Consider the following 23,568-nt stretch of genomic DNA (forward strand, 5'->3'; position numbering starts at 1 on the left):
CCAGGAGCGAGGAGATCACCGGTGCACCTTTCCGACCTGCGCGGACGTTCTGTGGCTGTCTGGGGTACCGGCCGCGAGGGAATGGCCGCCGCGACAGCCGTCGCCGCGCACGGTCCGGCGAGTCTCTGCGCGGTCAACGACCGCGCGACCTTCCTGTCGCTGCCGTGGGAGGGGCCGCTGGCGGAGGCGGCGCCGCTGGTCACCGGCGAGGAGGGGCTGGCCCGCCTGCTCGCCGCGGACGTGGTGGTCCGCTCCCCGGGGGTGCCGAACACCCACCCGTGGATGGCCGAGCTGCGCCGCCGCGGCGTGACCGTGACCCAGGGCACGGCGCTGTGGATGGCCGACCACGCCCACCGCACGGTCGGCGTGACCGGCAGCAAGGGCAAGAGCACCACCTCCAGCCTGATCAGCCACCTGCTCACCGCGGTCGACCGGCCCAACGTCTTCGGCGGCAACATCGGCGTCCCGCTGCTCGACCTGCCCGAGGCGGAGCTGTACGTGCTGGAGCTGTCCAGCTACCAGTGCACCGACCTCACCGACTCGCCCCGGGTGGCGGTGGTGACCGCGCTGTTCCCCGAGCATCTGGACGCGCACGGCGGCGAGCGGGAGTACTACCGGGACAAGCTGAACCTGGTCGCGCACGGTCCCGGGACGGTGGTGGTCAACGGCGCCGATCCCCGGCTCGCCGCCGAGCTGGGTGACCGGCCGGCGGTGCGCGCCGGCCTCCCGGACACCACCCACGTCGCCCCCGGCCCGGACGGCGCCCCCTGGTTCCACCTGCGCGACCAGCCGTTGTTCCCGCGCACGACGCTGCCCCTGGTCGGCCGGCACAACGAGGGCAACCTGTGCGTGGCCCTCGCCGTCCTGGAGGCGCTGGGCGTGGACGTGGTCGCCCGCCGCGACGACGCCGCGGCGGCGGTCGCCCGGTTCCAGGGACTGGCCCACCGGCTCGCCGAGATCGCCGACCCGTCGGGGCTCACCTTCGTCGACGACACCCTGGCCACCAGCCCGTACGCGGCCATGCACGCGATCGACGCGTACGAGGAGCGACCGCTGACGGTGATCGTGGGCGGCACCGACCGGGGGCTGGACTACACGCCGCTGCGGGAGCACCTGGCGGAGCGGGAGCTCACCGTGATCGGCATCCCGGACAGCGGGCCACGGATCGTCGAGGCGCTCACCGGGCTGCCGAAGGTGCGCACCGAGACGGTCGACGACCTGGTCGACGCCGTCCGGCTGTCCCGGGAGCTGACCCCCGCCGGCGGGGTGGTGCTGCTGTCGCCGGCCGCGCCGAGCTACGGGCGGTTCCGTAACTTCGAGCACCGCTCGGAGGCGTTCCGCGAGGCCATCGCGGAGACCGCCGCCCGCTGACCAGCGCGCGTACGGCCGCCGGACAGCGCGTCGTGGAGCGCGCGCATCGACCGGATCGCCGAGCGCAGCTCCTGCAGGTACGTCCCCGGGGCGACCGGTTGGTGCAGGCCCGCCTCGGGGGACCAGCGGGCCTCGACGCCGACGGTGTCCACGTCGACGCCGAGAGGGACACCCAGGGTGCGGATCGCATCGGCGTGCTGGAAGGGCACGTAGACGGCCGAGGTGACGACCAGGACCCGGTCCCCCGGAGCGGGCCGCAGCAGTTCGGCCCAGTACCGCTGCGTGTCGGCGGTGTTGGCCCGGCGACCCGCGTCGCCGGAGGGGGCGGCGAGCACCCGTACGGTCGGCCCCGGCTCCCGCCGGTAGGTGCGGACCCGCCAGGACACCTGCCTGTTCCCGGGCTGCGGATCCGACTCGTCGCTCGCCGGTTCCCGGAGGCCGAGGTAGCGCCGGACGCCGGCGTCCAGCGCGTCCATCTCGTCCCGGCATCCGGCCGCGCCGCGCTCGGCGAGCAGCGCGTGCTCCGCGGTGGTGAGGGGCCGGAAGCTGCCCAGCGCGGCCACCTCCGGCCGGCCCACCAGACCGCCGGTGAGCAGGGCCGCGGCGTAGGACGTCCGGTGCAGGCAGGCGCGGGCCAGGCCGCCCAGCACGATCATGTGGTGGTACCGGTCGTGCAGCGGCCCCGTGCCGTGGACCAGCCCGAGCGCCTCGGCGGCCGACACCACCAGTGCCGCGGTTTCGGCGTCCAGCTCGGGCGCGCGCGCCTCGTACCGTTCCGCCCCGCCCCGGAAGTTCCAGCAGCCGGCGGAGAAGTCGTCGAGCCAGGCCAGGAGCGGGGCGGTGGCCGACCCGTCGGCGGCCGGGGGTGGCGCGCCGCCGAACGCGGTCACCAGATCGCGCAGCGGGGGAGAGGTGGCCCAGCGGTGTACGTCCGCGGCGACCTCCTCGTGCGAGGCGCGCGACGCGCACCTCGGCAGCGGTATCGGATCGTAGGCGACCAGGGCTTCCGTTACCTTTCGGCGCGCTTCGGTGAGCACTCGGCGTCGGTGGTGCGGGCCGACGGGCTGGTGCCGATCCTAGGACCGCCAGCGGGTGCGCGTCCGGCTACTACCCCCTGACCGCGCGGCCGGGTGGCTGTCGCTCCTTGGCCGGCGTCCAGGCGAACGCCAGGCAGCCGCCGACCAGTCCGAGCAGCATCCGGAGAACGAATCCGCCCAGGTTGGACGTCAGCCACGAGGCGAGGGCCAGCAGCAGGGACAGCAGCGCGTAGAAGACCCGCTGGGACGGGTGGGCCAGCAGCAGCACGCCGCACAGCAGCAGGACGACCGGGACGAGGTAGCCGGCGAGCCCCTGCGGCCCGATGTGCAGGATCACCGGGAGCGGGGCGCGCAACGTCAGCAGGATCTCGGCGGCGGCGAGCGTGACCAGCAGCCCGCCCCAGAAGGGCCGTCCGCGCCGCCACGCGCGCCACCGCCCGAGTCGCGCCGCGTCTGCTCCGGGCACGTCAGCAGCCGTCGGAGGCGAACCGCATCCGCAGGTTCGGCAGCGTGAAGACGGCGGCGGTGGTCGCGTAGTTGTTCTGCCGCAGCCCCGTGATGACCACCGTGTCGGCCTGCTGGCCGAACACCCCCGGGTTGCCCCGTACGCCGGGCACCTTGTCGAGGGTGCTCGCGTCCTGGCCGATGTCGATGCTGCGGAACGAGGCGTTGCCGGAGATCTCGTCCGAGTCCACCACCAGGGTGCGGGCGCTCACCGGCCTGCGGTTCCCGCCGGCGGTGAGCTTCATGTGCATGCCGCCGAGGCTGATGCTCTGGCACAGGTTCGTCAGCTCGGCCTGGTCGATCGCCGACACGATCACCACGACCTGGCCGCCGGTGTCGCCCTGGTTGGGGCTGTCCTCGATCATGTGGTCGATGGTGGCAAACTGCTCGAACCCGGTCCCGCTGAGCTCGTCGGCGGTGACCACGAACGGCATGCCGGGGATCGCGAACTGGGCGCCGAGCACCCCCTGGGCGGTGAGCATCACCATTGCGGCCGCGCCGGCGCCCACGGTCGCCAGGCTGGCGGCGAACCGGCGCCAGCGCACGCCGCTGCGGGGCGGGGCGGGGCCGGCTCGGTGGGTACGGTGTCGTCCGACATGACGGCTCCCCTTCGAGATCAATTCGTCCGCGACAATGTGACAGGTCGCGCCACGGTGCGTGGTGTGAAGATCTGAACTGGTTGCGCGCTGTGTGCGGGTGTCCCGCAGGCCGAAGTTACCGCTGGGTAAATCGTTGGTCAAGAATGGATTCGGGGGCCGGCGACGGATCTGCGAAATATGGCCAAAAGTGAGAAACCGCAGCGGTTTCTCACTGCCCGGGGGCGCGGAGGGGTGGTCGAGCCGCCGGGGACGCGGGCGTCAGCCGGTGGCCCGGCCCCACCGGCCGCCCGCGGCCGGCTTGGCGGCGCAGGGCGCGGTGACGGCCCCCGGCGGTCTCCCGACCCGTGGCCCGGGCCGCCCGACCCGCGGCCTCCGGGCCGAGGAACGGGACGGTCATCGCGTAGGTCAGCGTCGGCAGCAGTTGGGGCAGCTCCGGGGTGCGTCCCTTCGCCACTCGTTGCCGGACGGCCGTGTTGATCCCGCCGACCACGGTGGTCACCAGCAGTGCGTCGTCCAGCCCGGGCAACGGGTGGCGGGGGCGGGCGTCGCCGAAGAACCGGTGGAACCGCGCGAGCAGCGCGTCCCGCTCGGCCCGGGCGGTGGGGCCGGCCGCGTCGATCTCCACGACCGCCATCCGGGCGAACGCCGGGACGCTGGCCAGCACCTCCAGCAGCGTCGCGAGGGCGGCCCGGGCTGCGTCCACCCAGTTCGGCCCGGCCGCCTGGTAGGCGTCGTCCATGAGTCGCAGCAGGACCGCCGTGCCGTGCCGGTAGGCGGCGAGGAAGGCGTCCTCCTTGCCGGCGAAGAGAGCGTAGAAGGCGGGCCGGGTCACCCCGGCGGCCCGGCAGATGTCGGTGACCCGGGCGTTGTCGTACCCCTTCTCCGCCACCTCGCGGACCAGTCCGTCGAACAGACGGTCGCGCTGGGTGGCGGCGACCACCTCGGCCGACAGGCGGCGCGGCCCGCGCTTGATCGCCCGCTCGGGGTCGCGGCCGGGGCGGGCGCCCGGCAGGGGGGTCGTCCCGGGTGTCCCGGGGTGGGGTGCCACCGCCATTGACATCGACCTCCCTGGATTTACGATTGACTTTGCGACCCTCCGGGGTTTATAACTTCACCACATTGGGTTTCGGTCACCTCACTGATGGTCATCATCGTCGGATGGCCGCACCGGCAGCGCCGAAGGGGGCTCGATGGTCGTCATTATCGCCGACCGCACGGCCGCTCCCAAGGTCGCGGAGGCGCAGGTGACGCGGCTTCGCCGCAGTGCGCCAGCCGGCGTCGGTCGCTGACCGGCCCAAGACGTCGGCTCGGCCCGCCCCGTCGGGCGTCCGGGCTCGACCGTGCACAGTCGTCCCGCCGCCGGCGGTCCCCCGGCGGCGGGTCCTCCACCGGCCACGAGCCGTCCCGCCGTGGCCGTCGCGGCCCGTCCGACCGCGCCCGGTCCAGTGCCGGGCGCGGTGGCCCACCCCTGCCTCTGAACGGGGGAGGATGTCAAGTACGTGAACTGACCCCCGGGCTTCCCCAACCGGACCTGAGCAGCCGCAGCAGGCCCGCCCCGGCCAGGTACGCCGCCAGCGCCGGGGCGGGCAGGCCCAGCGGCTCCGGAGCGTCCCGCGGGGTCAGCGTGTTGACCAGCAGGCCCGCCGCCACGGCGGCGTAGCCGGCCACCGCCAGCCCGGCCCGGACCGGGTGCGCGGGCCGGGCGGTCCCGGCCGGGTGCGGTCCCGGCCCGGCGGGCGCGGTCGGTCGGTCCGGTCCGGTATCGCTGGGCGCGGTCGGTCGGTCCGGTCCGGTATCGCTGGGCGCGGTCGGTCGGTCCGGTCCGGTATCGCCGGGCGAGGGTGGTCGGCCGGGCCCATGATCGGCGGGTGCGGTCGGCCGTGGCTCGGGTCCGTGCGGCGACGGCGGTCGACGCCGTCCGGCGCGGGCCTCGATCGGGCCGAAGACGGCGACCAGGCCGGCCAGCAGCACGGCGAGCATCAGCAGCCACGGCACCCGCCAGGCGTACCAGGCCGCCGAGCCGACCGGCGGCGTGGGCAGCGCCCCGACCGCGTCTAGCAGGCCGACCAGCAGCAGGACGGCCGTGAGATGCCAGAGGAAGACGGTCAGCACGACGGCGTTGACCGCGATCACCGCCTGCCAGGGCCCGGGCCGGCGCAGCCACCGCCGCGCCGGCTCCCGTAGCAGCAGGATTCCCCCGAGCTGGGCGGTGGCCAGGGCGAGCAGCGCCAGGCTCGGCGGCCCGTCGTTCTGCAGCCGCTGGCCGGGCAGGTGCAGCATCGAGATCGGGTACGGCCCGACCGTGGTGAGCAGCAGCAGCGTGCCGAAGCCGCCCACCAGCAGGGCCGCCGCGAACCGCCGGGAGGCGGGCAGGGGGTGAGCCCCTCCGGTCGACCCGGGGCGCCGCGCGGGTGCCGCCGCGGCGGGCCGGGCGCGACCGTCGTACCAGGCGAATCCGACCTGGTGGACGGCGAGCCAGGCGGCCAGGCCGTTGCCGGCGGCCAGCGCCGCCGGGCCGAGCAGCCGGCCCAGGTCGCCGAGGGCGACCAGGCCCACCAGCGCGACCGGCACGACCAGCCCGAAGCGGCGGTGCAGCGCGTGCATCGGCGGGGTGAGGGCGACGGCGGCCAGGTAGGGCACGAGGAACCACAGCGGGATGGTGGCGGTCCAGACCGCGGTGCGGACGAAGCCCGGCTCGACGCCCCACAGACGGGCACCGCCCGCGCCGACGGCGAGCACCAGCAGCAGGACGGTGGTCGGCGGGACCAGCCGGGCGCTGCGGTCGAGCAACCAGCCGGCGGCGTCCCCGCCGCGGGCGCGGCGGGAGGCGAGCGAGGCGGCGTTGGCATAGCCGCCCACCAGGAAGAAGACCGGCAGCACCTGGGCCGCCCAGGTCAACGGGTACGCCCACGGCAGGTCCTGCAGGGCGGAGTGGCCGGCGGGCCGCCCGACCGCATCCCGCCCGATCACGGTGACGGCCCAGTGACCGAGGACCACCATCGTGATCGCGATCGCGCGCAGCAGGTCGACGTAGCGTTCCCGCGTGGCCGGCGTGCGCTCGGCGAGCTGCCGGAGGCGGCGCATGGAAACAAGACTAGGCGAGCGGCGGGGTGGCCGGGGAGGATAACGGTTCGGTGGCCCGGTCTTGAAGTCGGCGCGCTCCTGCCGTAGAAATTCTTCAGTAACGTTCGATGATCTGAAGACTAGCAACAGGTCCCCCGTGCCTCGCGCGGCGGCCGTCACCCCCTGGAAAACCGGCGGCTGCCCGTACCGAACCGAGGAGAGAGCATGAACAGGCGTGACATCCTGCGGCGCAGCGCCGCCGCCGGCCTGCTGGCCACCCCCGCCGCCGGCCTGCTCGCCGGCTGCGCCACCTCCGGCGGCGACAAGGGTGGCACCGAGGTGTACAAGGGCACCAAGAGCGAGCAGAACCCGCTGGGCGTGAAGGAGGACGCCCCGCTGGAGGTCATGATCTTCAACGGCGGGTTCGGCGAGGACTACGCCAAGGCCCACGAGGCCATGTACACCGAGCGGTACCCGAAGGCGAAGATCAAGCACTCGGCCACCCAGGAGATCGCCAAGACCCTCCAGCCCCGCTTCGTCGACGGCACCCCGCCGGACGTGGTCAACAACTCCGGCAAGGACCAGATCGACTTCAACGGACTGGTCTCCCAGAACGCCCTCGCCGACCTCGGCGAGCTGCTCTCGGCCCCGAGCCTCGACATCCCCGGCAAGACCGTCAAGGAGACGCTGCTGCCGGGCGCGGTGGAGGTCGGCTCGTACGACGGCCGGTTCCTGGTGCTGAACTACACCTACACCGTCTACGGCATCTGGCACTCCACCAAGCTCTTCGCCGAGCGTGGCTGGGAGTACGCGAAGACCTGGGACGAGCACATCGCCCTGTGTAAGCAGATCAAGGCCGCCGGCATCGCCCCCTGGACGTACGCGGGCAAGCACCCCCGCTACATGAGCTGGCCGGTGATCTCCACCGCGATCAAGTTCGGCGGCCCCTCGGTGGCCACCGCGATCGACAACCTGGAGCCCAACGCCTGGAAGTCCGACGCGATGAAGGCCGCCGCCGACGCCTGGCACCAGATCGTCAAGGACAAGTTCATCCTCGACGGCACGCCCGGGCTGGACCACGTCCAGTCGCAGACGGCGTGGTGCCAGGGCAAGGCCGCCTTCATCTCCTGCGGCTCCTGGCTGGAGAACGAGCAGAAGTCGGTCACCCCGGCCGGGTTCAACATGACCGTGGCGCCGACGCCGAGCCTGGGCAGCGGCGACAAGCTGCCGTTCGAGGCCATCCGGGGCACCGCCGGCGAGCCGTTCATGGTGCCGGCGAAGGCGAAGAACGTGGCGGGCGGGCTGGACTACTTCCGGACCATGCTGTCCAGGAAGGGCGCCCAGGACTTCACGAAGAAGGTGGCCAGCCTGACCGTGGTGGCCGGGGCCACCGAGGGCGTGGAGCTGCCGTTCGGGCTCACCACCGTGGTCAAGGCCCTCGACGCGTCCGGGTCCAACGGCTTCAACTGGGTCTACAACAACTACTACCGCAAGCTGGAGCGCAACCTGGTCGACGCCGCGTGCGGCGAGTTCTTCAGCGGGCGCATCGGCCCGGCGGAGTTCCTGGACCAGTGCCAGAAGGGCGCCGACTCGATCGCCCAGGACAGCTCGGTCAAGAAGTACAAGCGGGCCGCCTGACACCCCGGCCGGGCGGGGCGACACCCCGCCCGGCCGCCGCCGGAGAGTAGGGCAATGAAACACGGCAAGTACCCGCTGATCCTCACCTTCCTGGTGCCGCCGCTGCTGCTGTACGTCGTCTTCGTCGTCTCGCCGTACCTGCAGGCGTTCCAGATCTCCACCACCGACTGGCTGGGCTACTCGGCGGAGGCCAACCCGGTGGGCCTGGCCAACTTCCGGGCCCTGTGGCACGACGACTACGTCTGGAACGCGTTGCAGAACAACGCGATCCTGCTCGCCCTGGTGCCGGTGCTGACCATCGCGCTCGGCCTGTTCTTCGCCACCATGCTCAGCATGGGTGGGCGCCGGGGCCGGGCCGGGGTCACCGGGGTGCGCGGGAGCGCGTTCTACCGCACCGTCTACTTCTTCCCGCAGGTGCTCTCGGTGGTGATCATCGCGGCGCTGTGGAAGGAGGTCTACCAGCCCAACGCCGGGCTGCTCAACGGCATCCTGCGCGCGGTCGGGCTGCCCACACCGCCCTGGCTCGGCGACCCGCGCTTCGCGTTCTGGTGCGTGCTGGCGGTGATGGTCTGGGCCAACGTCGGCTTCTACGTGGTGCTCTTCGGCGCGGCCATGTCGGCGATCCCGCGGGAGATCTACGAGGCGGTGCTGCTCGACGGCGCGTCCCGCTGGACGACGCTGCGCCGGATCACCATCCCGCTGCTGTGGGACACCGTGCAGGTCGCCTGGATCTACCTGGCCATCGCCGCGCTGGACGGCTTCATCCTGGTCCAGCTGATGACCAACGGCGGCCCCAACTTCTCCTCCGACGTGATCGGCGTGCGGCTGTACGACACCGCGTTCGGCAGCGAGACCAAGTTCGGCTACGCCTCGGCGATCGGCGTGGTGATGTTCTTCCTGACCCTGTCGGTGGCCGTGCTGGCGCTGCGGGTCGGCCGACGGGAACGGATCGAACTGTCGTGACCACCCTCGACAAGCCAGCCGGCGTCGCCACCGACCCCGGCCGCGCCGCCGGTGCCGACCGGGCCGTCCGCCGCGACCTGGGCGTGGTGAACGCCCTCTCGCACGGCTTCCTGCTGTTCTGGGGCGCGCTGACCGTGCTGCCGCTGCTGTGGATGTTCCTCAGCTCGTTCAAGAGCAACGCGGAGATCCTGGCCGACCCGTGGGGCCTGCCCGGCGCGCTGCGCTTCGACAACTGGGCCCGGGCGTGGACCACGGCGCACATCGGCCGGTACTTCCTCAACAGCGCGATCGTCGTCACCGGCTCGGTCGCCCTCACCATGCTGATGGGCGCCACCGCCGCGTACGTCTTCGCCCGCTACGAGTTCCGGGGCCGGCAGCTCGCCTACTACCTGTTCGTCGGCGGCCTGATGTTCCCGGTCTTCCTGGCCCTGGTGCCGCTGTTCTTCGTCGTGCGCAACGCCGGGCTGTTCGGCACCTGGACGGGGCTGGTCCTGGTCTACGCCGCGTACTCCCTGCCGTTCACCGTCTTCTTCCTCACCGCGTTCTTCCGCACCCTGCCCACGTCGGTGGCGGAGGCGGCGCTGGTCGACGGCTGCGGCCACTTCCGGCTGTTCTTCCGCGTGATGCTGCCGATGGCCCGCCCGGGGATGATCAGCGTCGCCATCTTCAACTTCCTCAGCCACTGGAACCAGTTCCTGCTGCCGCAGGTGCTGCTGCAGGGCGACGACTCGAAGTGGATGCTGGCCCAGGGACTGGCCGCGTTGTCGGTCAGCCAGGGGTACGCGGGCGACTACGCCCAGCTCTTCGCCGGCCTCACCATCGCCGTGCTGCCGGTGCTGCTGGTGTACGTGGCCTTCCAGCGGCAGGTCCAGACGGGCCTGACCGCCGGCCAGCTCAAGTAGCGCGCGGCCGCCGGCGCCCGGTCAGGGCGCCGGCGGCACCAGCAGCGGGTGCAGGGCGGCCGGGTCGGTGACCTCGGGCAGGTCCCGGGCGGCGAGCCAGGCCGCCGCGGCGGCGCCGTCGCCGGCCACGCGCAGCGGGGCGTCCGGCCAGCGCCGCGCCGCCTCCGCGCGTACGGCCGCGGCCAGCGGGGTGTCCGCCGTGAGCAGGCCGCCGCCGAGGACCACCGGCTCGACCGTGCCGGCCGGCCGGATCCGCGCGACGCTGTCCGCCAGGTGACCGGCGGCCTCCTCGATCAGCCCGAGGGCGACCGGCTCCGCGTCGACGGCGGCGGACACCACCAGGGGCGCGAGCCGGGCGAGCTCGACCGGCGGGCGGCGGGTGACGGCCTGGATCAGCGCGTCCACCGTGTCCCGGGGTCGGGCGGCGACCCGGTCGGAGCCGAGCAGCTCCGTGAGCAGCCGGGCGCCCAGGGTGCCCGGTTCCCGCCCCCGGTCCAGGTCGGCCAGGACCCGGCGGACGGCCTCGCGGCCCAGCCAGAACCCCGAGCCGGCGTCGCCGAGCAGCCAGCCGTGCCCGTCCGCGACGCGGTCCAGCCGCAGGTCGCGGATCCCGGCGGCGATGGCGCCGGTGCCCGCGATCAGCACCGTGCCGTCCGGGCTCGCGGTGCCCGAGGCGTACGCGACGAGGGCGTCGCCGTGCACCGCGTACGGGCAGCGCAGGCCGGCTTCGCGCCAGGCCCGGTCGAACGCGGCCCGCCCGGCGGGGTCGGCGTGCAGCCGGCCCGCGCCGGCGAGCCCGATCACGCCGGCGCGCACCCGGGCCGGGTCCACGTCGGCCAGCGCGTCGCGCAGGGCGGCGGCGATCTCCTCGGCGGCCCGCTCGGCGCCGTGGCTGGTGGGGTTGCCCCCGCCGGCCCGGCCGGTGCCGAGGCGTTCCCCGGCGAGGGTCAGGGCGGCCGCCCGGGTGGACGTACCTCCGACGTCGAGACCGACCACGACGGTGTCGGACATCCGCTGGGCCTCCCTGGGACGTTGCTGGCGGGCGGATTCATGCTGGTCGACCCGGTCGCGGGGGGCAAGATCCGCGGCCGTGCCGGTGGCGGTGCGCCAGGTAACAGTTTGAAAACTTCGCCCACGGCCTTGACACGGAGGGTCCTTTAGTAAGAACTTTTACCACTAACAGTTAACACTCTTTTGTGAAAGGCTGTCGATGGTTGATCACGAGGCGGACCTCCCCGCGGGCACCGCGGTGGTCGACGCCGAGGCGGTTGACCGGCGGGGCGCGCTGCCGGCGGAGGGCGTGCTCGCCCGGGTCCGGGCCGGCGCGGGGGAGCTGACCGGCGCGCTGCGCCGGGTCGCCGAGCACGTGCTCAGCGACCCGGAGGGCGCGGCGCGGGCGACCATCGTGGAGCTGGCCGAGCGCAGCGGCACCTCGCCGGCCACCGTCACCCGGTTCTGCCGCGCGATGGGCTTCGAGGGGTACGCCGACCTGCGGCTCGGCATCGCCGCCGAGACCGGCCGGGTCCGCTCCGCCGGCTGGACCGTCGACATCGGGCGGGAGATCCAGCCGGGCGACCCACTGGAACGGGTGCTCGGCCAGATCATGGCCGCCGACACCCGGGCCATGCACGACACGGCCGCGCTGCTCGACCTCGCCGAGGTGGAGCGGGCCGCCGTGGCCATCGCCCGCGCCGGCCGGGTCAACATCTTCGGCGCCTCCGGCTCCGCGCTGGTCGGCGAGGAGACGCAGTTCAGCCTGCACCGCATCGGAGTTGCCGCGTGGGCCTGGAGCGACGTGCACGAGGGGCTGGCCAGTGCCGCCCTGCTGGGCCCCGGCGACGTGGCGTTGGGCATCTCGCACACGGGGCAGACCCGGGAGACCATCGAGATGCTCGCCGAGTCCGGCAGCCGCGGCGCGACCACGGTGGCGCTCACCGGATTCCCCCGCTCGCCGCTGGCCGAGCTGGCCGACGTCGTGCTGGTCACCGCCAGCCAGGCGACCACCTTCCGCCCCGACGCGCTGTCGGCCCGGCACCCGCAGCTGGTCGTGCTCGACCTGCTCTACATCGCCGTGGCCCAGCGCACCCACGACCGCGCCCACGCGGCCTTCCGGCGTACCGCCCAGGCCGTCGACGGGCACAAGGCAGCCGGGCGACTCCGGCGCACCGCCTGACCCGACACCACAAGGAGAGACGACGATGTCCGTTACCCCCGAGAACGTGGCCGACCTCAGCCGCCGGAGCCTGCTGCGCCGCGCCGCCGCCGCGGGTCTGCTCGTCACCCCGGCCGCCGGCCTGCTCAGCGCCTGCGCGGGCAGCGAGCCGAGCAAGCCCGACGACGCCGGCGGCGCCAAGAGCAAGGACAACCCGTTCGGCGTCAAGGACGGCAGCGCCGTCAAGGTGGTGATCTTCAACGGCGGCCTCGGCGACCAGTGGGCCAAGGAGGACAAGGCCGTCTTCAACGCCAAGCACGCCGGCGTCACCGTCAACATGAGCTCCACCCAGAAGATCAAGACCGAAGAGCAGCCCAAGATGGCGACCCAGCCCAGCGACCTCGTCATGAACTCGGGCGCCGACATGATGGACATCAGCACCCTGGTCAACGAGGGCGCCATCGAGCCGCTGGACGACCTGCTCACCGCCCCGGCCTGGGACAGCGAGGGCACGGTGGCCGACACGCTGCTGCCCGGCACCGTTGCCGACGGCACCTTCCAGGGCAAGTTCTTCGTGGTCAACGTCGCCTACACCGTGTGGGGCAACTGGTACAACGGCGCCCTGTTCACCAAGGAGGGCTGGGAGCCGCCGAAGACGTTCGACGAGTTCTTCGCCCTCGCGCCGAAGATCAAGGCCAAGGGCATCGCCCCGTACGTGCACGACGCGGTGCACGGCTACTACCCCCGCTGGGCGCTGATGGCGACGGTGTGGAAGTCCGCCGGCAAGCAGGCGATCCTCGACATCGACAACCTCAAGGAGAATGCCTGGAAGGCCGAGGGCGTCCTGCCGGCGCTGGAGGCGTGGGAGAAGCTGGTCAAGGACAAGCTGCTCCTGCCGGGCAACCTCAACCACACCCAGTCCCAGCAGGCCTGGCTCGACGGCAAGGCGGCGTTCATCCAGGTCGGCACCTGGCTGAAGAACGAGATGGCCACCACCATCCCGCCGGGCTTCGAGATGAAGCTGTCGGACTACTGGAGCCTGGGCGCCACCGACAAGGCGCCCAAGGACGTCTTCGCCGGCGCCGGCGAGGGCCTGGTGGTGCCCAGCAAGGCCCCCAACAAGGCGGCGGCGAAGGAGTTCCTGCGGGCCGTCCTGTCCAAGTCCGGCTCCGCCAAGTTCGCCACGCTGACCAAGTCGCTCGCCTCCACCAAGGGCTCCGGCGACGGGGTGCAGGACTCGGCGCTGGCCACCGCCAACGCACTGATGGCCAACGCCCCGAAGGACCTGATCAAGGTCAAGCTCTGGGACTTCTACGCCGACCTGGACAAGGAGAGCCAGAACCTCTCCGAGGAGCTGATGGCCGGCCGGCTCACCGCGCAGCAGTTCGTCGACAAGATGCAGGCCGCGGCCGACAAGGTGGCCAAGGACTCGTCGATCAAGAAGCAGACCCGGACGGCCTGAGGGCCGGGGCATCCCTCGAAGGATCAGGTGAACACGATGCGGCACGGTGTCGCGCGCTTCGTCACGGGTTTCCTGGCCCTGCCCGTCGCGCTGTACCTCTTCTACGTGGTGTGGCCCTTCGCCCAGGCGGCCGGCTACTCGCTGACCAACTGGGGCGGCTACTCCGACAGGCAGGAGTTCGTCGGGCTGGACAACTACGTCCGGCTGTTCTCCGACGAGCTCATCAGGAAGGCGTTCTGGCACAACGTGTTCTTCCTGGTGACCGTGCCGCTGTTCACGATCGCGCTGGCCCTGTTCCTCGCGTTCCTGCTCAACGTGGGCGGACGCGAGGACAGGGCCGGCGTCCGGGGCGTGTTCGGCTCCGGCTTCTACAAGGTGATCTTCTTCTTCCCGCAGGTCCTGTCGCTCGTGGTGATCGCCGTGATGTGGCAGCAGATCTACCGCTCCGACGGCCAGGGCCTGGTCAACGGCCTGCTGATGAAGATCGGCCTGGTCGACCCCGACAACCCGATCGCCTTCACCGCCGACCCCGAGCCCTTCCTCGGCGTGCCCGCGGTGCTCTGGTGGCTGCTGCTGATCGCGGTCTGGAGCGGCGCCGGCTTCTACATGGTGCTGTTCTCGGCGGCGATGCAGTCGATCCCCAGGGACATCTACGAGGCGGCCCTCCTCGACGGCGCCGGCCCGTTCCACACGTTCTTCCGCATCACGCTGCCGCTGCTGCGGGACACCGTCTCGGTGGCCTGGGTGTACCTCGGCTTCATCGCGCTGGACATGTACGCCCTGGTCTTCGTGATGACGCCCAGCCAGGGCGGCCCCAACCACGCCAGCGAGATCTTCGCGTCGGTGCTCAACTTCACCGCGTTCCAGAAGGGCCAGTTCGGCTACGCCTGCGCGATGGGCGTGGCGCTGGCGATCTTCACGATCCTGCTGGCCGCGCTGCAACTGCGAATCACCCGCCGTGAGCGGATCGAGTTCTGAGGGGGCTTGGACGATGAGCACGGCGACCCACCCGTCCGAGGGGCTGACCCGCCCCGACCGGCGGACCCCGCCCCCGCGGCCGGCGCCGCCCGGCACCGGCCGCGGGATCGGCGGGCGCGTCTTCACCGGCTTCTCCCACCTGTTCCTGGTGGTCTGGGCCGTCATGGTGATCTACCCGCTGCTGTGGGTGGTGATGTCGGCGTTCAAGGACGACTCGGAGGTCATCCGGGCGCCCCTGTCGCTGATCCCCGACCGGCTGCACTGGGAGAACTTCTCCCGCGCCTGGGGGGCCGGCCACCTCGGCGCGTTCTTCCTGAACACGGTGCTGGTCCTGGCCGGCAGCGTCTTCCTGACCATGCTGCTCGGCTCGATGGCCGCGTACGTGCTGGCCCGGTACGAGTTCCGCGGCAACCGGCTGATCTACTACATGTTCCTGTCCGGCCTGACGCTGCCCATCTACCTCGCCGCGGTGCCGCTGTTCAAGGGCGTCTACAACACGGGCATCGTCCTGCCGCTGCTCGGCCCGAACAGCCACGTCATGCTGATCCTGGTCTACGTGGCCTGGTCGCTGTCGTTCACGATCTTCTTCATGCACTCGTTCTTCCGGACGCTGCCCGACTCGATCGCCGAGGCCGCGCTGGTCGACGGGGCCTCGCACAGCCGGTTGTTCTTCAGCGTCATGCTGCCGATGGCCAGGCCCGGCCTGATCAGCATCGGCATCTTCAACGTGCTCGGCCAGTGGAACCAGTGGTACCTGCCGACGCTGCTGATGCAGTCGGTGGCGGGGGAGCCGAAGAACCAGGTGATCGCCCAGGGGCTGATCGAGCTGTCGGTCAACCAGGGCTACCGCTCCGACTGGAGCGGCCTGTTCGCCGGGGTGACGATGGCCATGCTGCCGGTGCTGATCGTGTACGTCGTGTTCCAGCGGCAGGTGCAGTCCGGCCTCACGGCCGGCGTCAGCAAGTAGTTCCCGCCCCGGCGGCCCGGTCCGGGAGTGTCGCAGGCGCGAGGCAGAATCGCGTACGTGCTGGTGGCGGTGGTGTCGGACGAGCGGGGCGGCGGCGTGCTGCAGCCGCTCGGCGCCGACGGCCGGCCGAGCGGCCCGGCCGAGCCCGTGGCCGGCCTCGCCGCCGCGGTGGCCGCCCGGGAGGCCGTCGGGCACCCGCGCTGGGTCTGGGCCTCCGGGGCCGCCGACTACCCGGCGCTGCTGCGCGCCGGGGTCCGGCTCGACCGCTGCCACGACGTCGAGCTGACCGAGGCGCTGCTGCTCGGTCACGCCGGCCGGTGGGGCGAGCCGCGCTCGTTCGCCGCCGCGTGGGCCCGGCTGACCGGGGCGCCGGTGCCCCCCGATCCGCCGGCCCGCCCCGCCGAGCCGCCCGGACACGGCCAGGGCGCGCTGTTCGACACGCTGCCCGGCCCGCCTGGCCCGGGCGTCGAGGCCCTGACCCGGGTGTACGCCGATCAGCTCGCCCGTGTCGCCGCCACGGACCACCCCGGCCGGTTCCGGCTGCTGGTCGCCGCCGAGTCGGCCGGCGCCCTCGTCGCGACGGAGATGGGCGCGGCCGGCCTGCCGTGGCGGGCCGACGTGCACGATGCCGTCCTGACCGAGCTGCTGGGCGAGCCGTCCCCGGTCGGCGGCCCGCCCCGCCGGCTCGCCGAGTTGGCCACCCGGATCGCCGAGGCGTTCGGGCTGCGCCAGCTGCACGCCGACTCCCCGGCCGAGCTGCTGAGGGCGTTCGCCCGGGCAGGCGTCGAGCTGCCGAACACCCGCGCCTGGGTGCTGCGCGGGGTGGACCACCCGGCCGTGCCGCTGGTGCTGGAGTACAAGGAGCTCTACCGGATCTGGACGGCGCACGGCTGGGCGTGGCGGGACGCCTGGGTGCGCGGCGGCCGGTTCCATCCCGAGTACGTCCCGGGCGGGGTGGTCTCCGGCCGGTGGGCGACCCGGGGCGGCGGGGCGTTGCAGATCCCGAAGGTGATCCGCCGGGCGGTGGTGGCCGATCCGGGCTGGCGGTTCGTCGTGGCCGACGCCGGCCAGTTGGAGCCCCGGGTGCTCGCCGCGGTCTCCGGCGACGCCCGGCTCGCCGCCGCGGGCGGGGCCGGCGACCTGTACGCCGCCCTCGCTCAGGACGCCTTCGGCGGTGACCGGCCCCGGGCGAAGGTGGCCCTGCTCGGCGCGATGTACGGGCAGACCGGCGGCGCGGCCGTCCCCGCCCTCGCGGTGCTCAGGCGCAGCTATCCGACCGCCTTCGGGTACGTCGAGGCGGCGGCCCGCACCGGGGAGGCCGGCGGGCTGGTCCGGTCCTGGCTGGGGCGGACGTGCCCGCCCGGCGGGGTGGGGTCCCCCGACGGCGAGGACGCCGTGCCCGAGCCGGACGGGGCGGCCGAGCCGCGGGGGCCCCGAGCCCGGGCGGCCCGGTCCCGGGGGCGGTTCACCCGCAACTTCGTCATCCAGGCCACCGCCGCCGAGTGGGCCTCGACGCTGCTCGCCACGCTGCGGACGGCGCTCGCCGGCACCGCCGCCGAGCTCGTCTTCTTCCAGCACGACGAGGTGGTCGTGCACTGCCCGGCCGAGCAGGCCGACGCGGTGGCCGAGGCGGTGCGCGACAGCGGCGCTCGGGCGACGGCCCTGCTGTTCGGCGAGACCCCGGTCCGGTTCCCCCTGGACCTGTCCGTCGTGGAGTGCTACGCCGACGCGGCCTGACGGCCGGCGACGGCGGACGTCCGCGGCCCGGGCCGGATGGCCGTACTGCGGCAAATATCCGTTTCGCCCCGCCACCCATCGCCGGTGCGCTCGTTGCATCCCATGTGCGTACGAGGGGACGGACGTGGCGTGCGGCTGGGCGGGTCCCCGTCGACAGTGGAGGTGGCCCGCTGAACCGGACCGCAGGAATGATCATCGCCGCCGGCGGCGGACGCCGCATCGGCGGCCCGGAGGCGCTGCTCCACCAGGGCGATCTGCCCCTGGTGGACCGGATGGTCGACACGCTGACCGAGGCGGGGTGCGGGCAGATCGTCGTCGTGCTGGGCCCGGCGGCGGACCAGGTCCGTGAGATGACGAACCTGACAGGGGCCACGGTCGTGGTCAACCGGGCCTGGGGCACCGGCGTCGGGTCCTCGATCCGGGCCGGCCTGGCCGCGCTGACCGACGAGAAAATCGAGGCGGTCGTGGTGGTGCCGGTGGACATGCCGGGCCTCACCGCCGCCGCGGTGCGGCGGGTGGCGGCGCTGCCGTACCCGAACGTGCTGGTCTGCGCCACCTACGAGGGGCTGCGCGGCTACCCGATGCTCTTCGGTCGCCGGCACTGGTCCGGCATCGCGACGCTGGCCAGCGCGGACGTGGGCGCCCGCCCGTACCTGCTGGCGCACAAGGACGAGATCGTGGACATCGCCTGCGACTCGGTGGCCGACGGCAGCCGGGTCGACACCCCGGAGTTGATGGCCCTGTACGGCCTCAGCGTCCCGCCCCAGCGGGTCGGCGTGTGACCCGTCCGGGTTCCCGACGGCGGGGTCGGGGGCGCGGGGACCGGGGCGTCCTCGGCCGTCGTCGCTCCCCGCGTTCGGCTCGCTGAGGGGCCGACGACCCGGCCGTACCGTGGTAGGGTCGCGCCAACGTGGTGACTCATGTGGATGAACCACGGAACGGGGAGAGCAACATGGCCATTGTCGCCCGGCATCTGGCTGGGGCTGTCGCTGCCTGGCTGGTGGTCGTCGTCGAAGGTGTCGTCGCCTACCTGGGCTTGCTCGTGTGCGCGGTCGCGACGAATTCCAATCTCGGCGGTCCGTTGGCCGGCCCGCTGCTGGCCGTCCTCGCCGGCCTTGTGGGCCTCGTGACGGTTCCTCTGCTGTTCATTCCCGCCGTCGTGGCCGGGGACCTGACAGGGCGTCGGCGTGGCCTCCTCGCTCAGTGCCTCATCGCCTGTGCTGTCGCGGTGGTGCTGAGTGTCGGGTTCACCGCAGGCGGCGGTGTGGCGACGGATCTGCCCAGGATCGGGCTGGCGATGGCGATCTCACCGATCGTCGTGTTGCCCCCCGTTCTCGCGTACCTCGGTGTCTTCTACGGCAGCTATTGGCTTGCCCGCAAGCTGAGAGTCTGGCGCGCCTTGCGCTTACCGGTCGGCGGGCCCGCATACCGGTACCGCCCCAGGACCTAGGCGTCCCGCAGCGAAGCAGCGAGCGTCGGGACCGTTTTGCCGACCCGGCAGGCGACGATTTGGGTGCACTTCAACTGAGCGGCCTGCCATCGCTGGCACTTAGAAGTGTGTCGATGGTGATCGCATTGGGGACGCATCGCTCCGGAATTGCTCGGGTCTGCTTGCGATCTTCCGAGGCGGAATTGTTTGCCGCTCCTGTGTGCTCACGAGCCGGCCCTTGGATGTCGGCGGTCCTGACTGGCGCCCAAGCGTCGGGGAAGACCAGGGGTTGCAGAGTCGTTCGTCGATCCGGTCTTGTGCGGACAATGCTTGGTCAGTAGCCTGATGGACGTCCATGCGACAAGATCGAACAACAACGGGGATTGCCATGTCTTTCGGGCTCTGGCGGACGCTGCGGCCGCCAATTTTCGCTGCAGCCTTTCCGCGCCGTTCCACGGTCGTGTAGTTCCTGTGGGCCGCCGGACCTTTCCCTGGCAGTCGCCCGGTTCATCGCGTCGCTGTGTTCCATGCATCTCGCACCGCCCCGGAAACTGAGGGTCGGTGCCCTTCTCCTGTATCCGTCATCGGCGCCGTCGTCGTTCCCGCAGGAGCGTTGTCAGTGCCGGCCCACCACGGGGGACCAAGTGACAAGTAGTGACATCAGCCGGCCGGACCGGCTCCACCACAGAGGTGTCGGCGGCAGACGACGCCTCGCTGCCGCGCTCGCGGCGGTCGCGATCGCCGCTCCGAGCATTCTCGCCGCGTCGCCGGCCGCCGCCGAGGACGTGACGACCGCCGACCGCCGGACGGCTGTCACGTTGCTGCGGTCCGGCGGCCCGAACGTCGTCAGGGCCGCCGAGGCCGCTCTCCTGGGTTCTCCGGAACAGCTCAGCCAGTTCCTCGAATCCGGGCAGGTCGAGGCGAAGCAGTTCGACGACCGTGAGCGCCTCGAGCAGATGATGGCCGGGGGTGGTCCGGCGATCCGCCAGGCCGGCGCGGCGGCGATCGCCGCCGGGCCGGCGCAGGTGCAGGCGTTCCTGGAGAACGGCTGGCAGGCCCCGCTCGGCTCTGACCTGCGAATCCGTGCGAATCAGATCATTGCCGAGGGCGGGCCGAACGTGCAGGCCGCCGGTCAGGCGGCCCTGGACGGTACGGACGCGGACGTAGCCGACTTCCTGCTCCACGGGCAGCACCAGGCCCGCACCAACGACGACCGGATCCGGGCGAACCAGCTCAAGGCCCAGGGCGGGCCGGCGATGCAGGCGGCCGCGGAGGCCGCTCTCAACGGGACGCCCGAGGATCTGATGGAGTTCCTCGTCGCCGGTCAACACGTCGCCCGCGCCCGCGACCAGGAAATCGCGTCGGTCTCGGAGCAGGCCGAACTGGCCAAGGAGGCGGGCGAACTGGCCGCCCGCGAGACGCGGCAGGCCATCGACGCGTCGGACCAGGCGGTCGAATCCGCCAGGCTGGCCAAGGAGGCCGCGGAGCGTGCCGCCGCCGAGACCGCGGCGGCGGGACAGGCCGCCGACAAGGCGACCAGGGCCGCGGGGCGCGCGGCTGACGCCGCGAAGCGGGCGGCGCAGGCGGCACAGCAGGCCATCAGCGCGGCGAACGCGGCGAACGCCGCGGCGCGGGTCGCCGCGAACGCGGCATCGAGAGCGGCGACGGCCGCAACCCGGGCCCGTCACGCTGCCGCCGACGCGTACCGGCAGGCCTCGGCGGCAGCGCTGGACGCCGGTAAGGCCCAGGCCGCCCGCGACGCCGCGGCGAACGCCCGCGCGGTCGCCGCCGCCGCCCGCCAGTCCGCGCAGGCGGCCGACGCGGCCGGCAAGGCGTCCGAGGCTGCCGGGACGGCGGCCGACGCGGCGAAGAGCGCGACGAGCAACGCGGACCGGGCCGCCGCTGCCGCGGAGACCGCCAGCCAGCAGGCGGGAGTCTCGGCGGCGGAGGCGCAGCGGGCCCGTGACGCCGCTGCGCTGGCCCGCAGCCGCGCCCGGGAGGCCAGCCGTGCCGCTGCCGCTGCCCAGACCTATTCGAGGCAGGCGGCGCAGGCTGCCTACGACGCCCGCAACGCTGCCAACCAGGCAGCCGACCACGCCGAGGCGGCCGCCGCGGCCGCGGAGGACGCCGCCGCCCATGCCGGTGACGCGGCCCAGGCGGCGGAGAAGTCCAAGCAGCACGCCGACGCGGCTCTCGCCGCGGCGAACCTGGCCGTGACCGCGGCGAACCAGGCCGACTCCATCGAGAAGGCGGCCCGGGTCGCCGACGCGGAGCGCCTCCAGCTGCAGACCGCGCAGAAGTTGCAGGCGGCGGGCGAGGCCAAGGTCGCGGAGCAGGAATACCTGGCGAAGCTGAAGTGGGACACGGAGGAGCAGGTCCGCCTCGACGCCCAGGCTCAGCAGTGGCTGACGGAGGCCCGCGCGTCGGGCGCCTCCACCGAGACGGTGGTCAGCAACGGTCGCCGGGTTGCGGCCTGGCTGGTCAAGGCCGGCGGCCCGTGGTCGCAGAGCGCGGCTGAGGAGGCCCTGGCGGGGACCGACGAGGACGTCCGCCAGTACGTGCTCGCGGGGCTGGAGATCGCCGGCGAGCAGGACGACCGGTTCCGGGTCATGTACCTGTCGGCAACCTCGACCAAGGCTGCCTTCAAGGAGGCCGCGCAGGCTGCCCTGGACGGGACGCACGAGGACGTCGTCGAGTTCCTCCAGACCCGGTACTACGAGGGCAAGGACGCGGACGACCAGATCCTGATCAACCAGCTGATCGCCACCGGCGGGCCTGCCATGAAGAAGGCGGGGCAGGCCGCCCTCGACGGCACCTACGAGGACCGGCAGGAGTTCCTCTCGACGGGCCAGTACGTCGCGGCGGAGACGGACAACCGCATCAAGGTCAACCAGATCATGATGACCGGCGGTCCCGAGGTGAAGGCGGCGGGTGAGGTCGCCCTGGCCGGTCCGTCGTCGTATCTCGTCCACTTCCTGAAGGTCGTCCGCTACCAGGCCGCGCAGCGGGACTACGAGACCGCGGTCCATGTCGCCACCGTCCAGCAGTACGTGTCGGACGCGGCGGCGTATGCCGCCGGTGCCCTGCGGGACGCTCAGAAGGCCGCGGAGGCGGCGGCCCTGGCGCGCGACGCGGCGGAGGAGGCTGCCCAGTACGCGCTCGACGCGCAGGCTTCGGCGAGCCAGGCGGCGGACTACGCGGCCCAGGCGGACGCGGCAGCCGATCAGGCCGAACAGTCGGCCATCAGCGCGGCGAACTCGGCGCAGACCGCGGCGGCGGCGGCCGCCAGTGCGAACCGCGCCGCCCAGGATGCCCAGGAGTCGGCGAACCGGGCCACCGATTCGAGCCGCAGCGCCGCGTACTACGCGGCCAACGCCGCCCAGTCGGCCCAGGCTGCCCGGGTGTCCGCACTCGAAGCCGGCAAGAGCGCGGCCGAAGCGGCCGTCCTCGCCGTCGAGGCGGTGGGCGAGTACATCCAGCTGATGCAGGCCGAGTTGGAGGCCTCGAAGGCACCGTGGTGGACCAAGCTGCAGAGCGACGGAGCCAACAGCACGACGCCGTTCCAGCTGGGTGTCCAGTGGCTGACCGGAACGGGGCCCCGCGAGCAGTTCTTCTTCGACGGCGATCCGATGACGGAACTGATGAAGCAGCACGAGCATCTCCAGGGGGCGCGGGAGAGCATCATCGCCAGCCTTCGTGCGGGCGGCGCCGGTGACGGCGACGGCGACGGTATCGGTAACTGGGACTACGGCCTGGGCGGGACCGACGGCGTCCAGAAGTACCTCCGTGACTACTCGACGTTGCTGACGCTCGGCCAGACGGGCAACCTGGCGGTCACCTACATCGGTTCCTACCGGCTGGAGTTCTACGTCACCGACATCGACCGCGAGGCGGGCACGGCCAAGGTCCAGTTCTTCCTGCAGAACGACTCCTCGATCGAGTCGGCCACGCACCCCCCGGTCGTCGGCTACACCGACTGGTGGCACCGCTACATCGGCAACCCCCTCAACAACATCGTCAACTCGAATGGTGGGCCGATGTCCACCACCACGCAGAACATCAAGTGGACCGAGACGATCAATTTCTAGGGCTGCTTGACCGGGGCCGGCTGCTGCGACACTGGTGCAGTGGCCGGTTCTGGTCGGCGGGTAAGCCCTCCGTCCCGGCGACCGGTGCCGAACCACCGCCGGGCGATGACTGTCCATACCGGAAACAAGGGCCGCTCGCGTCGTCGGGCGGTGACCACTGTAGTGAGAGAGGCAAGTGTGAAGATTTCGAAGAAGATCCTGGCCGCTGGTGTGGGTGTCACGAGCATCCTCGCCATCGGCGTCGTGGGCTCCGCCGGCGCCCTGGCCGCCGAGGTCACCGAGCCTCCCTCGATCGAGGAGGACTACAGCTACCCGGGCGCCGCCGCCATCCTTGCTGAAAAGGGCATCAAGCTGATCAAGGGCTCGGGCACGATCATGCTGGCCGACTGCCCCACGGCGGTCACCAACGAGCTCATCTGGGTGAACACCCTCAGCGGGTACATCTGCTTCAAGGCGACGTCCAACGTCGGCTGGCTGACGATGGAGATCGAGGAGGTCTACTCGATCCGGGGCGACATGAACAACGGCAGCGCCAAGATCACCGTTGACGGAGAGTCCGAGACCGTGCAGCTGGTCAAGGGCGCGTGGCGCGGCGTCGGCGTCGGCGAGGATGAGACCAAGGGGCTCGCCACGCTGCTCGAGATCCGGCTGACCGCCTAGCCGTGCCGGCGACGCCTC

The 23,568-nt window shown here is 72.4% G+C and carries 19 protein-coding genes; 13 read left to right on the top strand and 6 right to left on the bottom strand.

The genetic code is table 11. The annotated features are described in order from the left end of the window. The first annotated feature begins 21 nt into the window (after positions 1-21). Entirely contained in the window at positions 22-1,371 is a 1,350-nt protein-coding gene (gene murD, locus ABGB16_RS11280) for a UDP-N-acetylmuramoyl-L-alanine--D-glutamate ligase (RefSeq protein WP_347667949.1), read from the top strand. Here murD and ABGB16_RS11285 read toward each other — a convergent pair. The 5 genes from ABGB16_RS11285 to ABGB16_RS11305 all read right to left on the bottom strand — a co-directional run bounded on the left by ABGB16_RS11285 (position 1,296) and on the right by ABGB16_RS11305 (position 6,595). Continuing rightward, complete coding sequence (locus ABGB16_RS11285) at positions 1,296-2,408, bottom strand: hypothetical protein (protein ID WP_347667950.1); 1,113 nt, start codon at positions 2,406-2,408, stop codon at positions 1,296-1,298. The two genes, murD and ABGB16_RS11285, sit on opposite strands and share 76 nt — an antisense overlap. A gap of 70 nt (positions 2,409-2,478) precedes the next feature. Continuing rightward, positions 2,479-2,874 carry a DUF6114 domain-containing protein gene (locus ABGB16_RS11290; RefSeq protein WP_347667951.1) on the bottom strand — a complete coding sequence of 132 codons (396 nt, stop codon included), beginning with the start codon at positions 2,872-2,874 and terminating at the stop codon, positions 2,479-2,481. Between the two features lies 1 nt (position 2,875). Next, a complete protein-coding gene (locus ABGB16_RS11295) occupies positions 2,876-3,421 on the bottom strand; it encodes a DUF6230 family protein (protein WP_347667952.1) in 546 nt (181 codons plus the stop codon). A 298-nt stretch (positions 3,422-3,719) separates the two neighbouring features. After that, on the bottom strand, positions 3,720-4,565 hold the full coding sequence (locus ABGB16_RS11300; protein WP_347667953.1) for a TetR/AcrR family transcriptional regulator: 846 nt from the start codon (positions 4,563-4,565) through the stop codon (positions 3,720-3,722). 437 nt (positions 4,566-5,002) lie between these two features. Next, entirely contained in the window at positions 5,003-6,595 is a 1,593-nt protein-coding gene (locus tag ABGB16_RS11305) for an acyltransferase family protein (protein ID WP_347667954.1), read from the bottom strand. 204 nt (positions 6,596-6,799) lie between these two features. Here ABGB16_RS11305 and ngcE (ABGB16_RS11310) point away from each other — a divergent pair, with 204 nt between their 5' ends. The 3 genes from ngcE (ABGB16_RS11310) to ABGB16_RS11320 are packed head-to-tail and all read left to right on the top strand — an operon-like array spanning position 6,800 to position 10,077. After that, a complete protein-coding gene (gene ngcE / locus ABGB16_RS11310) occupies positions 6,800-8,212 on the top strand; it encodes an N-acetylglucosamine/diacetylchitobiose ABC transporter substrate-binding protein (RefSeq protein WP_347667955.1) in 1,413 nt (470 codons plus the stop codon). A gap of 54 nt (positions 8,213-8,266) precedes the next feature. Continuing rightward, positions 8,267-9,175, top strand: coding sequence for a sugar ABC transporter permease (locus ABGB16_RS11315; protein WP_347667956.1), 909 nt, complete (start codon positions 8,267-8,269; stop codon positions 9,173-9,175). After that, positions 9,172-10,077 carry a carbohydrate ABC transporter permease gene (locus tag ABGB16_RS11320; protein WP_347667957.1) on the top strand — a complete coding sequence of 302 codons (906 nt, stop codon included), beginning with the start codon at positions 9,172-9,174 and terminating at the stop codon, positions 10,075-10,077. Before ABGB16_RS11315 ends, ABGB16_RS11320 begins: the two co-directional genes overlap by 4 nt. A 21-nt stretch (positions 10,078-10,098) precedes the next feature. On the opposite strand, the gene ABGB16_RS11325 is transcribed toward ABGB16_RS11320, so the two are convergent. Next, positions 10,099-11,088 (bottom strand): BadF/BadG/BcrA/BcrD ATPase family protein, encoded by a 990-nt coding sequence (locus tag ABGB16_RS11325; protein ID WP_347667958.1) that lies wholly within the window; start codon positions 11,086-11,088, stop codon positions 10,099-10,101. Between the two features lie 199 nt (positions 11,089-11,287). Between ABGB16_RS11325 and ABGB16_RS11330 the strand changes: the two genes are divergently transcribed. The 9 genes from ABGB16_RS11330 (at position 11,288) to ABGB16_RS11370 (ending at position 23,550) form a co-directional block, all read left to right on the top strand. Continuing rightward, a complete protein-coding gene (locus ABGB16_RS11330; protein WP_347667959.1) occupies positions 11,288-12,250 on the top strand; it encodes a MurR/RpiR family transcriptional regulator in 963 nt (320 codons plus the stop codon). Between the two features lie 25 nt (positions 12,251-12,275). Continuing rightward, a complete protein-coding gene (gene ngcE, locus ABGB16_RS11335) occupies positions 12,276-13,691 on the top strand; it encodes an N-acetylglucosamine/diacetylchitobiose ABC transporter substrate-binding protein (protein WP_347667960.1) in 1,416 nt (471 codons plus the stop codon). Between the two features lie 36 nt (positions 13,692-13,727). Next, complete coding sequence (locus tag ABGB16_RS11340; RefSeq protein ID WP_347667961.1) at positions 13,728-14,669, top strand: sugar ABC transporter permease; 942 nt, start codon at positions 13,728-13,730, stop codon at positions 14,667-14,669. A 13-nt stretch (positions 14,670-14,682) separates the two neighbouring features. Next, the gene (locus ABGB16_RS11345) at positions 14,683-15,636 is read left to right on the top strand and encodes a carbohydrate ABC transporter permease (RefSeq protein ID WP_347667962.1); all 954 of its coding nucleotides are present in this window, start codon (positions 14,683-14,685) and stop codon (positions 15,634-15,636) included. Between the two features lie 27 nt (positions 15,637-15,663). Next, positions 15,664-17,373 carry a bifunctional 3'-5' exonuclease/DNA polymerase gene (locus ABGB16_RS11350; RefSeq protein ID WP_347667963.1) on the top strand — a complete coding sequence of 570 codons (1,710 nt, stop codon included), beginning with the start codon at positions 15,664-15,666 and terminating at the stop codon, positions 17,371-17,373. 188 nt (positions 17,374-17,561) lie between these two features. Beyond that, positions 17,562-18,155, top strand: a complete 594-nt coding sequence (locus tag ABGB16_RS11355) for an NTP transferase domain-containing protein (RefSeq protein ID WP_347667964.1) — start codon at positions 17,562-17,564, stop codon at positions 18,153-18,155. 170 nt (positions 18,156-18,325) lie between these two features. Next, the gene (locus tag ABGB16_RS11360) at positions 18,326-18,823 is read left to right on the top strand and encodes a hypothetical protein (protein WP_347667965.1); all 498 of its coding nucleotides are present in this window, start codon (positions 18,326-18,328) and stop codon (positions 18,821-18,823) included. Between the two features lie 623 nt (positions 18,824-19,446). Continuing rightward, entirely contained in the window at positions 19,447-22,890 is a 3,444-nt protein-coding gene (locus ABGB16_RS11365; protein WP_347667966.1) for an ALF repeat-containing protein, read from the top strand. A 177-nt stretch (positions 22,891-23,067) separates the two neighbouring features. Beyond that, positions 23,068-23,550, top strand: a complete 483-nt coding sequence (locus ABGB16_RS11370; RefSeq protein ID WP_347667967.1) for a hypothetical protein — start codon at positions 23,068-23,070, stop codon at positions 23,548-23,550. The last annotated feature ends 18 nt before the right edge of the window (positions 23,551-23,568 follow it).

Source organism: Micromonospora sp. B11E3, from assembly GCF_039871625.1.
Classification (GTDB): Bacteria; Actinomycetota; Actinomycetes; order Mycobacteriales; family Micromonosporaceae; genus Micromonospora.

Bases quoted from the DNA above. Each gene is read 5' to 3' on its own strand.
- ABGB16_RS11300 (WP_347667953.1), bottom strand. From the start codon at position 4,565: ATGGCGGTGGCACCCCACCCCGGGACACCCGGGACGACCCCCCTGCCG.
- ABGB16_RS11305 (WP_347667954.1), bottom strand. From the start codon at position 6,595: ATGCGCCGCCTCCGGCAGCTCGCCGAGCGCACGCCGGCCACGCGGGAA.
- ngcE (WP_347667955.1), top strand. From the start codon at position 6,800: ATGAACAGGCGTGACATCCTGCGGCGCAGCGCCGCCGCCGGCCTGCTG.
- ABGB16_RS11315 (WP_347667956.1), top strand. From the start codon at position 8,267: ATGAAACACGGCAAGTACCCGCTGATCCTCACCTTCCTGGTGCCGCCG.
- ABGB16_RS11325 (WP_347667958.1), bottom strand. From the start codon at position 11,088: ATGTCCGACACCGTCGTGGTCGGTCTCGACGTCGGAGGTACGTCCACC.
- ABGB16_RS11330 (WP_347667959.1), top strand. From the start codon at position 11,288: ATGGTTGATCACGAGGCGGACCTCCCCGCGGGCACCGCGGTGGTCGAC.
- ngcE (WP_347667960.1), top strand. From the start codon at position 12,276: ATGTCCGTTACCCCCGAGAACGTGGCCGACCTCAGCCGCCGGAGCCTG.
- ABGB16_RS11340 (WP_347667961.1), top strand. From the start codon at position 13,728: ATGCGGCACGGTGTCGCGCGCTTCGTCACGGGTTTCCTGGCCCTGCCC.
- ABGB16_RS11345 (WP_347667962.1), top strand. From the start codon at position 14,683: ATGAGCACGGCGACCCACCCGTCCGAGGGGCTGACCCGCCCCGACCGG.
- ABGB16_RS11355 (WP_347667964.1), top strand. From the start codon at position 17,562: ATGATCATCGCCGCCGGCGGCGGACGCCGCATCGGCGGCCCGGAGGCG.
- ABGB16_RS11360 (WP_347667965.1), top strand. From the start codon at position 18,326: ATGGCCATTGTCGCCCGGCATCTGGCTGGGGCTGTCGCTGCCTGGCTG.